The sequence below is a fragment of the Peptoniphilus grossensis genome, from assembly GCF_001940285.1.
Lineage (GTDB): Bacteria > Bacillota > Clostridia > Tissierellales > Peptoniphilaceae > Peptoniphilus_A > Peptoniphilus_A faecalis.
This window is the reverse complement of record NZ_MJIH01000001.1, coordinates 370,727-384,069: the sequence shown is the minus strand read 5'-3', so window position 1 is coordinate 384,069 and position 13,343 is coordinate 370,727. Positions and strand designations below refer to the sequence as shown.

The 13,343-nt window shown below is 31.4% G+C and carries 10 protein-coding genes; 8 read left to right on the top strand and 2 right to left on the bottom strand.

All coding sequences use genetic code 11. The annotated features are described in order from the left end of the window. Positions 1-496: 496 nt before the first annotated feature. The 8 genes from BIV18_RS01850 (at position 497) to BIV18_RS01815 (ending at position 11,518) form a co-directional block, all read left to right on the top strand. Positions 497-1,843: a DUF3798 domain-containing protein gene (locus BIV18_RS01850; protein WP_075659035.1), complete on the top strand. Its 1,347-nt coding sequence runs from the start codon at positions 497-499 to the stop codon at positions 1,841-1,843. Positions 1,844-1,920: 77 nt separating this feature from the next. Continuing rightward, entirely contained in the window at positions 1,921-3,516 is a 1,596-nt protein-coding gene (locus BIV18_RS01845; RefSeq protein WP_075659034.1) for a sugar ABC transporter ATP-binding protein, read from the top strand. Continuing rightward, positions 3,509-4,585 (top strand): ABC transporter permease subunit, encoded by a 1,077-nt coding sequence (locus BIV18_RS01840; RefSeq protein ID WP_075659033.1) that lies wholly within the window; start codon positions 3,509-3,511, stop codon positions 4,583-4,585. Before BIV18_RS01845 ends, BIV18_RS01840 begins: the two co-directional genes overlap by 8 nt. After that, the gene (locus BIV18_RS01835; protein WP_075659032.1) at positions 4,578-5,729 is read left to right on the top strand and encodes an ABC transporter permease subunit; all 1,152 of its coding nucleotides are present in this window, start codon (positions 4,578-4,580) and stop codon (positions 5,727-5,729) included. Before BIV18_RS01840 ends, BIV18_RS01835 begins: the two co-directional genes overlap by 8 nt. Positions 5,730-6,059: 330 nt before the next feature. Further along, complete coding sequence (locus BIV18_RS01830) at positions 6,060-6,701, top strand: TetR/AcrR family transcriptional regulator (protein ID WP_083635515.1); 642 nt, start codon at positions 6,060-6,062, stop codon at positions 6,699-6,701. Further along, complete coding sequence (locus tag BIV18_RS01825; protein ID WP_075659030.1) at positions 6,698-8,752, top strand: efflux RND transporter permease subunit; 2,055 nt, start codon at positions 6,698-6,700, stop codon at positions 8,750-8,752. The genes BIV18_RS01830 and BIV18_RS01825 overlap by 4 nt, the downstream gene beginning before the upstream one ends. An 11-nt stretch (positions 8,753-8,763) precedes the next feature. Continuing rightward, positions 8,764-11,193, top strand: a complete 2,430-nt coding sequence (locus tag BIV18_RS01820) for a methyl-accepting chemotaxis protein (RefSeq protein ID WP_075659029.1) — start codon at positions 8,764-8,766, stop codon at positions 11,191-11,193. 58 nt (positions 11,194-11,251) lie between these two features. Further along, positions 11,252-11,518 (top strand): GNAT family N-acetyltransferase, encoded by a 267-nt coding sequence (locus BIV18_RS01815; protein ID WP_075659028.1) that lies wholly within the window; start codon positions 11,252-11,254, stop codon positions 11,516-11,518. Positions 11,519-11,585: 67 nt separating this feature from the next. Here BIV18_RS01815 and BIV18_RS01810 read toward each other — a convergent pair whose 3' ends face one another. Both BIV18_RS01810 and BIV18_RS01805 read right to left on the bottom strand, forming a co-directional pair. Then, positions 11,586-12,605 carry a PTS sugar transporter subunit IIC gene (locus tag BIV18_RS01810; RefSeq protein WP_075659027.1) on the bottom strand — a complete coding sequence of 340 codons (1,020 nt, stop codon included), beginning with the start codon at positions 12,603-12,605 and terminating at the stop codon, positions 11,586-11,588. Further along, on the bottom strand, positions 12,605-13,186 hold the full coding sequence (locus BIV18_RS01805) for a nitroreductase family protein (RefSeq protein WP_075659026.1): 582 nt from the start codon (positions 13,184-13,186) through the stop codon (positions 12,605-12,607). Before BIV18_RS01805 ends, BIV18_RS01810 begins: the two co-directional genes overlap by 1 nt. Positions 13,187-13,343: the final 157 nt, after the last annotated feature.

Below are 13,343 nucleotides of genomic sequence, written 5' to 3'. Positions count from 1 at the left end.
AATTTATTCCTGAATAAGTCATAGATAGTAAATTTAACATTAGAAAATGTTACATTAAGTTTTTAAATTCTATGATAAAAGAGTACTTATTTTTTGATTTATTATTGTATATCGAAAATTGATGGTATGTTAAGGTTTGTTAATAGTTTTCTTAAGGTTTTATCTTATTTCAATTTATTGATGTAAAGGGAAATATAAAAAAAGGATTATTTTTTTATTCTTTATTATTTAATTTATTAATATTTGTTATTTATATAATTGTAGATTTTAAAGGTTCTAATAAAATCCCTTATGATTTGAAATTTGAATAAGATTAAGTTTAAGCAATATTTTAAATTAAAATTTTACTTTGAGTAAATATTAGGTAAAATTTTTGTATTAAAAAATTCCTTTGTGTGTATATATAATGAGAATTTTATTGACCTTTGCTATTTAATGTGATAAAATTTTTTTAATTTATAAACCAATATTAAATAAATTAGAAGAGGTGTAAAAAATGAATGTAAAATTTAAAAGGTTTATGGGTATTATGATACTAATGTTATCAGTTTTAGCTTTCACTGGTTGTCAAAAAGTAGACAATGGAGCTAAAAAAGCAGAAGGTGGAGAAACTACTACTGCAGAAGCTGAAGCTGGTCAAAAGGCAAAATTTGAAACTGTTAAAGAAGGTGAAGAATTTCACATTGGAATTATAACGGGCACAGTATCACAAGGTGAAGATGAGTTCCGTGCTGCTCAAAAGGCAATTGAACTTTATGGTTCTGCTGATAATGGCGGAATGATTAAACACGATACTTATCCAGATAGATTCGAAGCTGAACAAGAAACTACAATTTCCAAAATTGTAGCAATGGCGGATGATCCTCTAATGAAAGCTGTAATTGTAAATCAATCAGTTCCAGGAACTGTTGCAGCATTTAATCAAATTAGAGAAAAAAGACCTGATATTATTCTTGTAAACTTAGTTGCTCAAGAAGATACAGTAATGGTAGAAAAAGCAGCAGACCTTGTAATGGATGCTGATAATGTATCTAGAGGTTATAGAATTATAGCTGCTGCTAAAGAAATGGGAGCTAAAAAATTTGCTCACATCACTTTCCCTAGACATATGTCTATTGAGCTTTTAGCTCTTAGAAGGGCAATTATGGAAGAGGCATGCAAGGATTTAGGACTTGAATTTATTTCATTAAATGCACCTGACCCTACAACTGATATTGGTATTCCAGGGGCACAACAATATATAGCTGAAAATATCCAACCTTGGATTGATAAATATGGTAAGGATACTGCTTTCTTCTGTACAAATGATGCACATACTGAGCCACTTCTTAGAGGGGTTGCAGCTGGTGGAGCAATCTTTGTAGAACAAGATTTACCATCTCCAATCATGGGTTATCCAAAAGCTTTCTCTGTCGATATTAAAGATATGGCAGGTGATTGGCAAGCAATCAACGCTGCTGTTGAAAAAGCTGTTATTGAAAAAGGTGGCGACAAGAGAATGGGTACTTGGGCTTATTCATTAGGTTATTCATTGACTCTTGGTTCTCTTGATCATGTAATAGATGTTTTAAAGGGACAAGGCGAACTTCTCAACAAGGAACAAATTGTTAATTCTATCCAAAAATACACTGAGGGTGCAAAGTGGATGGCTGAAAACTATATAGATAGAGCTTCTGGAGAAACTAAGGAAAATCACTTCTTATTATCTCAAGACACTTATGTATATGGTAGAGGTTATCTAGGAATGGATAAAATTAAAGTTCCTGAAAAGTATTTGAATCTTAATGTTGATTTAGATGCTATTAAAGCTTCTCAAGAACAAGCTGAAGGACAAGCTAAATAATTATTTTATAAAAGAAATTAAAGTCAACGGATTTCCGTTGATTTTAATTTTATTATTAAGAAGATGGAGGGATTTTGTTGACAAGTAGTTTACTTGAAGTCAAGAATGTCAGCAAGAGTTTTGGCGAAAACGCCGTCTTAAAGGATGTAAACTTTACTCTCGAAAAGGGAGAGATTTTGGGACTTGTTGGAGAAAATGGTGCTGGCAAGTCAACTCTTATGAATATAATTTTTGGAATGGAAATTATTAGAGACACGGGCGGTTACAACGGTGAAATTTATTTTGACGGAAAATTAATTGACTTTAAAAACCCAATTGACGCTTTAAATGCGGGCATAGGCATGGTACATCAAGAATTTAGTTTAATCCCTGGATTTACAGTTGCGGAAAATATTACTCTCGATATGGAGAAGACAAATTCCTCTGTAATTTCTAAAATTTTTGGTAAAAAACTAGAGAGTATAGATGCTAAGGAAAATATTAAAATAGCAGGCAAGTCTCTTGACACTTTGGAAGTAAGTATTGATACAAATGCGCTTGTTTCTGAAATGCCTGTAGGTCATAAGCAATTTATTGAAATTGCAAGAGAAATGACTAGGAAAGATGTAAAATTAATAATTATGGACGAGCCAACTGCTGTACTCACTGAAACTGAGGCGAACAATCTTATAAAGTCCCTTAGAACTCTTGCAGATCTTGGCATATCTATAATTTTTATCACTCATAGACTTCGTGAAATCATAAATGTGTGTGATAAAGTAGTTGTCCTTAGAGATGGTGAAATAATAGAAGATAGAAAGAATGAAAATTTATCTATTGAGCAAATTGCTAAATGGATGGTTGGTAGAGATGAGGACAGTAAAAAAATAGATGTAGAAAAAGTGGAAAAACATTTAGATGAAAATGACCACATTCTTGAAATTGAGCATTTATGGGTTGATATGCCTGGAGAAGCAGTCTACGATGTAAGTCTTTCTGTTATTAGGGGAGAAATTTTAGGTATTGCTGGTCTTGCTGGTCAAGGTAAGCTAGGTATTCCAAATGGAATTTTAGGGACTTATCCAGTGGGCGGTAAGATAATTTATAATGGTAAGGAATTAAAACTAGGAAATACTTTAGATATTTTGAAAAATAGAATTGCCTTTGTTTCTGAAGATAGAAGAGGCGTAGGTCTTTTGTTAGAAGAGCCAATTTTTTGGAATATAGCTTTTAATGCTATGCAAGTACAAGAAAAATTCATAAAAAAAGTTCTTGGATTTAAGTTTAGAGATGAAGCTAAGATGAGAGAACTTTCAAATGAGTACATTGAATCTCTTAATATAAAAACTACTGGTGCGGATCAAAAGGCAGGAAATTTATCTGGTGGAAATCAACAAAAAATTTGTCTCGCGAAGGCTTTTGCTATGGAACCAGATCTATTATTTGTATCTGAACCTACTAGAGGTATTGACATTGGTGCAAAGGAACTTGTTCTCGATGCTCTTACAGAAAGCAATGAAAAGGACAACACAACTATTGTAATGGTTTCATCAGAACTTGAAGAACTTAGAAGTATTTGTGATAGAATTGCTGTAATTTGCGAAGGAAAAATCGCAGGTGTACTTCCAGCAAAATCTGATCCGTCAAAATTTGGACTTCTAATGAGTGGAGAAGTGGAGGCAGTAAATGACTAAAAAGAAAAGTTTAATTCAGAAAATTGGAATTCCACGACTTATTATTGGAGTTTTCTTATTAATACTTTTTATTGTAGCTCCAATGGCTGGTGTTTCCCTTGTGGACTCAATAGAAAATGTTCTGTCAAGATTTGGTATGTTCTCAGTTTTAGTTTTATCACTTGTACCAATGGTGCAATCTGGTTGTGGACTTAACTTTGGTATTCCAATTGGAATTGTAGCAGGAATACTTGGAGGCGTAACTTCTATTGAATTTGGTTTTAAAAGTTTTTCGGGTATTTTTATTGCAATGATTATTGCTGCATTAATTGCAGTTGTATTTGGATTTTTCTACGGATTACTTTTAAATAGAATTAAGGGAGATGAAATGCTTATAGCAACATATGTTGGGTATTCTTTTACAGCTTTTATGTGTATTGCTTATTTAATTCTTCCTTATAAGAATCCAGTTTCTGTTCTAAGTTACGGAGGAAGGGGATTATCTCAACAAATTCCGGTTGCTGATTATTGGATGAAATCAAAGATTTTGGAAGATGGTACAAAAGTAACTGAAGGTGTTCTAAATAATTTTCTAAGTATAAACTTATTTGGGGTTAGAATACCAGTTGGAATGTTTTTGTTATTTGCATTTATGGCATTTATTGTATGGGCATTTTTTAAGACAAAAACTGGTACAGCTATGACAGCTGTAGGTTCAAACTCAGAATACGCAAAGGCTGCTGGACTTAATATTAACAGAATAAGACTTGTATCTGTAATTCTTTCAACAGTAATTGCAGCAGTAGGGATTGTTATTTATCAACAATCCTATGGATTTATACAACTTTATCAAGCACCACTTGCTTTTACTTTTCAAACAGTAGCTGCACTATTGATAGGTGGTGCAAGTATTAACAAAGCATCAATTCCAAATGTAATAATTGGTACATTTTTATTTCAAGGTGTAATCACTCTTACTCCTACTGTAATAAATGGTGCATTAAATATAGACATTTCAGAAATACTAAGAATGATAATAACAAATGGAATGATAATTTACGCACTAACAAGGAGGAGTAAAGATGAATAAGAAATTTAATATAAAAGAGTTTTTATACAGATTTATGGTTCCTATTTTGTTCATAATAATAGTTGTGGCGGGTCTTATTATTGCTAAACCACCTCTATCTTATATTACAAATGAACTTTCAAAGAGAATGGTAAGAAATACATTTCTTGTATTATCACTTATAATACCTATTATTGCAGGTATGGGTATTAACTTTGGTATTCCACTAGGAGCAATGGCTGGACAAATTGGAATTATTTTCGCACAGGACTGGGGCTTCACTGGAGCTACAGGACTTATAATAGCGGCTGTTATTGGCACACCTATTGCAGTTTTGCTTGGACAATTTTCTGGTAGAGTTTTAAATAGGGCAAGAGGAAGAGAAATGATAACATCAATGATGCTTGCATTCTTTATACTAGGTTGGTATATGCTTTTCCTATTGTATTTCTGTGGCACTTTAATTCCTATGAGAACAAAATCTATGGTGCTTTCAGCTGGTTATGGTATTAAAAACTCTATTACACTAGCATCAGCACAAGGCTTTGATAATATTTTAAAATTTAGAATAAATATTCCTATTACTGCAAAACATCAAATACTATTTGATGTACCAGTAGTTACAATTGTAATCATTGCTTTACTTTGTTTATTTATAGTTTGGTTTAGAAATACTAAACTTGGTCACGACATGAAGGCAGTAGGACAAGATCAGTTTGTTTCTTCAAATGCAGGTATGAATTCTGACAAAATTAGAATTGCATCAATAGTTATGTCCACTGTACTTGCTTGCTATGGACAAATTATTTACCTTCAAAATATTGGAACTCTTGCAACTTATGCAGGTCAAGACCAAGCAGCACTTTATGCAGCAGCATCAATTCTTGTAGGGGGTGCATCTGTATCAAAAGCATCAATACCTAATGTTATTTTAGGAACGGCACTATTTCACTTAATGTTTATCGTTCTTCCACAAGCAGGAAGAGTTTTAACGGGAGATGCCATGATGGGTGAATATTTTAGAACTTTCATCTCTTACGGTGTTGTTACTCTTGCACTTATTCTTCACGCCTTCGAAAGGAAGAGAGAACTTGAAGCTAATAGGTTAAGGATTAGGGAAGACAGAATTAAGGAAAATAAGAATAATAAAACTTTAGCAAATTAATTCTCATGTAAGTAAAATTTATAAAATTGCTCCTTATTGGTATTGGGGCAATTTTTTTATTTCAAATTTAAAAAATATTTTTAAATTAATAGATTACAAAATTTATAATTAATATTATTTTTAAAATCAATAATTTTTCTCTTCAATTAATCACAGACATATTTTTAAAATTTACATTTAGTAAATCTTTTAGCATGTAAAATTTTACATGATCGATAATTTTCTGAAAAACTCTCCTAACTTCATTACAATTGAATTTCCTAAATAATTTTACACTAGTTTCACTATTTTATTTTAATAATATAAAAAATAGTTGAACTTTGTTCACAAATGAGTTATTATATTTTTCATGAAGATGAACTTTGTTCAGAAAATAGGAGGTTAAATTTGACACCTGAAGAAAGAAAAATAGAAAAAGAAAATAAAATTATTAGAGCAGCTCTTGTGTCCTTTGAAGAAAAGGGAATAGAGGCAACTTCTATAAGAGATATTATGAGTAGAACAGATCTTGGGCTTGGAACTTTTTATTTATATTTTAGAGATAAAAAAGATCTTGAAGAAAAGATAGTATTAGACATTATGATGGAATTGACTTATAGTGTCGAGTCTAAGTGCAAAGAAAAGGATTTAAAAAAGAGGTTAATTTCTTTTTTCGATTATATCATTGATCATTTGATAAATAATCCCCTAGAATTAAAACTTATTTCAAGTAATTTAAATTGGGCACTATATGCAAAAGTTGAAAATGATAATAGATTTAAAGAGGCAGAAACTACTCTTCACTTTATTTTAAATAAATATTCAAATTTATTTCCTACAATAGTTTCTTATGAAGAAAGATTATTTATTATGTCGTTAATAATAAAAATTGTGCTTTCTACTTGCGAATCAGCACTAAAAAATGATTCTGTTCTAGGAATAGATGAAATGAAGCCAGTTTTATATAAAGTTGTAGATAGAGTGATTGGATGAAAAAATTCACAAAATTTATATCACATAAGCCAAAGTTTGTCCTACTTATTATGACACTTCTCCTTATTCCGTCATTTTTAGGCTACAAACTTACAAGGGTCAATTATGATATTTTGTCTTATCTTCCCAAGGATTTAAAATCCACTCAAGGGCAAGATATTTTGGATAAGGATTTTAAAAATGCCGCTACAGGAATGTTAATCCTTGAGGGAACGGATCATGAAGCTGAAGTTTTGCGAGAAAAAATTCTAGAAATAGATGGTGTAGAAGATGTAATTTCAAAATCATCGACTGTTGGCGATATGATTCCTAGTGAATTTTTGCCTGACGAGATAAAGGATATTTTTTATGCAAAAGGTTCAACTCTTATGATAGTTAAGTTTAGCGATTCATCATCTTCATTAAAGACAATGTCTGCAATTGATGAAATTAGGAAGATTGAATCAAATAAAAAATATTTAAGTGGTATTTCATCTTTGGTAAAAGATACTAAAGATTTAATTGACAAGGAAACACCAATCTATGTTGCACTTGCTGTTGTACTTGGTCTTATAATTTTATCTCTTACAAATGAATCTACGATCGTGCCCTTTGTATTTATGCTAACTATTGGTTATGCCGTTGTGTACAATTTTGGGACAAATATTTTTTTAGGAGAAATATCCTACATTACTAAAGCCATTGCCGCAGTTTTGCAACTTGCGGTAACCATGGACTACTCTATATTTTTGTATCATAGGTATGTAGAAGAGAAAAAAAAGACAAAAGACAAAAGAGATGCCATGGATATAGCAGTTCAAGAAACTATTTCTTCACTATTTGCATCATCTCTTACAACTTTTGCAGGTTTTATAGTTTTAATTTTTATGAGACTTGGACTTGGAAAAGACATTGGGCTTGTAATGAGTAAAGGAGTTTTAATTGGCCTTATATCAACAGTTACAGTGCTACCTGCAATGTTGCTTGTAGTTGAAAAATTTGTAAATAAATATAATCATAAAGTTATGCTCCCTGAGTTTAATAAATTGTCTGAGTTTACAATAAAAAGAAAAAAAGCACTTTTTTTAATTTTTATTTTGCTGTTTATTCCAGCAATTTATGGATCAGTAAACACAAAGCTTTATTACAATTTAGATAGATCTTTGCCACAGGATTTGGATTCAATTGTTGCTTTAAATAAAATGAAAAAAGATTATGATATGGCAAGTACACATTTTATAGTTGTAAAAGACGATCTTTCAAATTCGGACTTGGAAGGCTTAATAAGCGATTTAAAGGGCGTGGATGGTATCAATTCTGTTTTAAGTATAAATTCTATTACTGGAGTTACTCTTCCTAGTGAATTTTTGCCTGAAAAAATTCAAGAAAACTTTTCAAAGAATGGGTACCAAATGATAATGGCAAATTCTAAATTTCAAACAGCATCGCCTGAAGTAAAAAAACAAGTAAGTGAGATGAGAAGTGTTATAAATAAGTACGACAGAGAAGGATACTTGACAGGAGAAGCAGTTTTAACTGATGATTTAACAGTTATTTCAGATCGGGATTTTAAAATTGTAAATATTATTTCTACTGCAGTAGTATTTTTAATTATTGCAATTGTATTTAAATCAGTAGGAATTCCAATAGTTTTAATTGGTGCAATAGAACTTGCAATTCAAATAAATATGGGCATTCCTTTTTATCTAAATCATACAATACCTTTTATAACTTCAATAATAATAGGTGTAATACAGCTTGGGTCAACTATTGATTACTCAATACTCATGACAGATAGATTTTTGGCAGAATATAAAAAGTCAAAAGATGTGGATTCATCGCTTAAAATTTCTGTAAAAGAGACTTCAAAGTCCATTGTTACATCGGCTTTGTCCTTTATGGCAGCCACTATTGGTGTAGGAATTTATTCAAAAATGGAAATTGTATCGACTATTTGTACTTTTTTGGCTAGGGGTGCAATTATTAGTATGTGTGTAATTATATTATTGCTTCCAGCTATTATTTCGGTTAGTTTTCCATTAATTAAGAAAACTACTAAGGGTTTAAATTAAGGAGAAGAAAAATGAATAAAAAAATTGAAAAAGGTGTAATTACAGTTATTTTGTCATCAATGATTTTGACGAATACAACTTTTGCGGCATCAACTATTATTAATAAAAGTGAAACTGTTTATGTGTTAAAAGAAGATGATAACATTAAAGATAAAACTGTTTCAGTATGGTTAAATTCAAAGGAAGACATAAAAGGCAAAGACAAATCTAATTTAAAGAATATTAAAAATTTAAAGACAGATGAGAAAATAGAAAATAAAAATGGTTATATAAATTGGGATGAAAATGTTAAAGATATTTATTATCAAGGTGAGAGCGAAGAAAATATTCCTATTGATGTAAAAATTGACTATTATCTTGATGGCGAAAAAATCGAAAACAATGAGCTTAAAGGTAAGTCAGGTCATCTTAAAGTAGTAATTTCCACAGAAAATAATAAATATGTAATTAAAAAAATTGACGGGAAAAATACTAAAGTTTATGCACCTTATACTGTAATTGCGGCAATGTCATTTCCACAAGAAGTTGTATCAAACATCGAGTCAAAGGATGCAAAGATTGCAAAGGATGGAAAAAATGAACTCGTAACTTCAGTTTTGACTCCAGGTCTAAAAGAAAACTTTGAAACTATCTTAGAAGATAGACAAATGGAAGAATTTAAAAGTGAAGCAGAGATAGAAATGGATGTAAAGAACTACGATCCAGTGGAAGCTTATGTTGTAATTTCCAACGAACTTTTCCAAAATAAAGCTGATCTAGAAACGATAGACAATCTTCGCAACGGAGTTAGAGAACTTGAAGACAATTCAAAAAAATTGGTGGATGCTTCTACAAAGCTATCTGACGCACAACATAAATTAAATAGTGGAATTACAGAATTAGGAGATGGAACAGTTAAGCTTAAAGATGGATCCAATGAACTTTACGAAAAATCGGGCGAGTTTGAAGACAAGTTAGACGAAGTTATTGAAAAAGTAAAACCAGTGCCTGGTGCTGCACAAGAAATGTATGAGGGTGGAAGTAAATTAACTTCAGGAATTAGTGACTATACATCTGCAGTTGGCAAAATGAATGAAAAAACTGGAGAAATGAAAGATGGAGCGAAAAAACTACATGATGGCTCTGTAGAACTAGATAATGGACTTGGAAAGTTGAAAGATGCTACATCGCAGCTTAGAGAAGGCTCAAGCAAGTTAAGTAAAATTGATGAGTTAAAAGAAGAGGTCATGTCAAAATTAATTGAACTTAAAAATGGAATTGGAAAACTTTCTGCTGGTGCAACTGAATTAAATGCTGGAGCTAATAAAGCTGTAGAGAGTGCAGGTGAACTTGTAACAGGTGAAAGCGAATTTAATAGAAATTTACAAATGTTAAATTCAAAGGTTCAAGAAATTTCTGTGCCAGATCTATCTGGAATTGAAAATATTAATGTAGAGGGAGATCTTCAAAGTATTGGGCAAAGTGCAAAGTCCATTGGGGCATCAGTTAATGATATAAAGCAGGTTATTGGTCTGTTGAACCAAATTCAAGATCCAGAATCAAAAGCTATAGCTCAACAAGCTATTTCACAACTTGCTGGGTCTGCACAAAATATTGGACAAAATGCACAAAGTATTGGAGTATCTACTAATAATGTTGCAGCAAAACTTCAAGCTTTAAGTGGACTTAGTGAAATGTCTAATAATCTTTCAAGCTTAAAGGAATTAAAGAGCGGCATGAATCAGTTGGCGGCAGCTTCAGAAAAAATAAATACAGGAATAGAAAAATTACCTTCAGGCCTTAAGGAATTACAGGCAGGAACAGAAAAACTATCTAATGGAGCAAGCGAAATAAATTCACAGCTTGAAAAAGCCATGTCAGAGGCAGCATCAAAAATGGACACATCAGAACTAATGAAGCTTTCAGATTCTCTTGTAAAACTTGACGATGCAGCTTCAAAGTTAAAGGACGGATCATCACAATTAAGAGAAGGAACAGAACAAAGCGAAGAAGCAGTAAATTTATTTACAGATGCAATAACAGAACTTAATTCAAATTCACCAAAGTTAAATTCTGGTGCAACAGAGCTTACAAATGGACTTCTAGAATTCCGTGATAAGTCAAAACTATTTGATGATTTTCCAAGATTAAAGACTGAAGGAATAGCTCCAATGAGAGACGGAATTAAAAAATTAGACAATGGAATTATTGATCTAAACTCTGGTGCCATTGAATTAAAAGATGGAGGAGACTTAATCGATGATAATATGAAAATTTTCGCAGAAAAGTTAGCGGAATTTAAACAAAGGGGAATCGATGAGTTAGATAAAAAGACAGAAGAGCTACCAGAGTTTAAAGAGATTGTAGATACAATGTCAGAACTTTCAAAAAAAGATTCATCCTTTACTGGGACTACAGAAGGATTTGATACTAAGTACAGAATAATTGAAAAAATAAAATAATGTGAAATTTCCAAGAATTTGGGTATTAAAAAAGTAAGATAAATTTGAGGAGGTTATTATGGAAATTAAAAAAGGAAAAAATTGTTACTATATAGGTGAAGACGAAAATAATTATAAGGGAATTTTGACTTTTGAAGAAAAGGGCGATGTAATAGATGCAACACACACTATTGTAAAACCTGAGTACGGTGGACAAGGCCTTGCAGGAGAACTTTTTAAAAAGCTTGTGGAGGATGCAAGAAGTAATAATAAAAAAGTCAAGGGAACTTGTTCCTATGTTCACAAAAAATTAGAACCAAGTGAATTTGACGATATAAGGGCATAAAAAGGATGGGTATTTAATCCCATCTTTTTTATGCAAATTTTTAATTTAAAAAACTTAAATAGTTAAATTATTTAAAATATAATTTCATATCACCGTCTTGAATTAACCCCTTGCGATAAAAAATTTCATAAATTGCAAAAGTAAGAACTGCTGGCAAAATTATGTGCATTAATAAAACTATCCCAAGAAGTTTTATAAAGGGAACATTGGGCATTGCTGTAAAAGTAGAAATTTGTCCAACAAGTCCACTTGTACCCATACCTGAACCAAGTGGTGTATTTTCAAGTTTAAAAACCATAGTGGAAATAGGTCCAAGGATAGCAGATGAAATAATTGGAGGTATAATGATTATTGGCTTTCTCACAATATTTGGCATTTGAAGCATTGAAGTACCTAGACCCTGTGCTACTAATCCCTCCATTTTATTGTCACGGTAAGAAATAACTGCAAAGCCGACCATTTGGCAGCAACATCCAATAGTTGCAGCTCCACCAGCAAGGGACGAAAGAGAAAGCATCATGCATAGTGCGGCAGATGAAATAGGAAGAGTAAGAACTATTCCTACGATTACAGATACAATTATTCCCATAAAGAAAGGAGCTTTGTCAGTGGCGTTAATAATAATTGCACCAAGAAAATTCATAAAAGCACTTATGTATGGTCCCACGAAATTTGCTATAAAAACTCCAATTAGAACTGTAACAGCAGGAGTGACTATTATATCAATTTTAGTTTTTCTACTCACAAGTTTTCCAAATTCAACTGCAAAAATCGTTGCTATATAAACACCCATTGGTCCGCCAAGTTCATTTCCTGCGATTCCCACTACTGTCGCCGCATATACGACAAGAACTGGTGCAGACATGGAAGTAGAAATAGCAACAGCTATGGCAGGTCCTGTAGCTTTTTGTGCCAAAGGCCAAAGTACATCTGTTAAAAATGTTATATTAAAACTCTTACCAATGGTATTTAAAATTGTACCTACAAGAAGAGTAGCAAAAAGTCCAAATGCCATGGCTCCAAGAGCGTCAATAAAATATAATTTTGCCTTATTTTTTATTATGTCCCTAAAACTTTCCTTTGACATTATATTCTCCTAACTATTTCACTTATCTTATACTTAGGAACAATATAATTTCCATTATTATCCAAGTAATAGGATTGATCTTCTGTTGTATCAATTTCTTTTATAATAGAATTAACCTTTGGATATCCAAAAGCTATTACAACTTCACAGGAATAATTATCCTCATAATTTAAAATTTCACGCATTTTTTTGTCATTAATACTACCTATTATGCAAGAACCAATGCCCTTTTCTGCAGCAGTTATAGTTAAATTTGAAATGACAAGTCCCTCGTCTATTCCATTAAACTTAAGTTTTTTGTCATTGTCACTTAAAATTGCAATAAAATAAACAGGTCTTTCGCCAACCTTTGGTCTTCCCAAATTATTAGGAAGGGAAGCTGCCCACTTTGTATTTTCAAAAACTTCCAAAACTTTACTTTTGTCTTCTACTGAAATAAATCTAAGATATTGTCTATTGTTTACACAGGAAGCAAACTTAATAGAGTTTAAAATATCTCCAATGTCTTCTTTTGAAATAAGTTTGGTTTCGTCAAATTTTCTATAACTTCGTCTCCACTCTAATAATTTTTCTAAATTCATTTTCTCCTCCAAGCTATAAATTTTATTCTTATTAACTTAATATTTTATTACAAAAAAATAATTTTACAATAAAATATTAAAATTTATGTTTTATTTATTAAAAAGGGGTATACATTCTTTAGTCAGAAAACATAATAATTTGATGAGAAATTTTTAA

Excerpts from the sequence above, each read along its gene's own strand:
- BIV18_RS01840 (WP_075659033.1), top strand. The coding sequence starts at position 3,509 with ATGACTAAAAAGAAAAGTTTAATTCAGAAAATTGGAATTCCACGACTT.
- BIV18_RS01850 (WP_075659035.1), top strand. The coding sequence starts at position 497 with ATGAATGTAAAATTTAAAAGGTTTATGGGTATTATGATACTAATGTTA.
- BIV18_RS01805 (WP_075659026.1), bottom strand. The coding sequence starts at position 13,186 with ATGAATTTAGAAAAATTATTAGAGTGGAGACGAAGTTATAGAAAATTT.
- BIV18_RS01810 (WP_075659027.1), bottom strand. The coding sequence starts at position 12,605 with ATGTCAAAGGAAAGTTTTAGGGACATAATAAAAAATAAGGCAAAATTA.
- BIV18_RS01835 (WP_075659032.1), top strand. The coding sequence starts at position 4,578 with ATGAATAAGAAATTTAATATAAAAGAGTTTTTATACAGATTTATGGTT.
- BIV18_RS01815 (WP_075659028.1), top strand. The coding sequence starts at position 11,252 with ATGGAAATTAAAAAAGGAAAAAATTGTTACTATATAGGTGAAGACGAA.
- BIV18_RS01830 (WP_083635515.1), top strand. The coding sequence starts at position 6,060 with ATGAGTTATTATATTTTTCATGAAGATGAACTTTGTTCAGAAAATAGG.
- BIV18_RS01825 (WP_075659030.1), top strand. The coding sequence starts at position 6,698 with ATGAAAAAATTCACAAAATTTATATCACATAAGCCAAAGTTTGTCCTA.
- BIV18_RS01820 (WP_075659029.1), top strand. The coding sequence starts at position 8,764 with ATGAATAAAAAAATTGAAAAAGGTGTAATTACAGTTATTTTGTCATCA.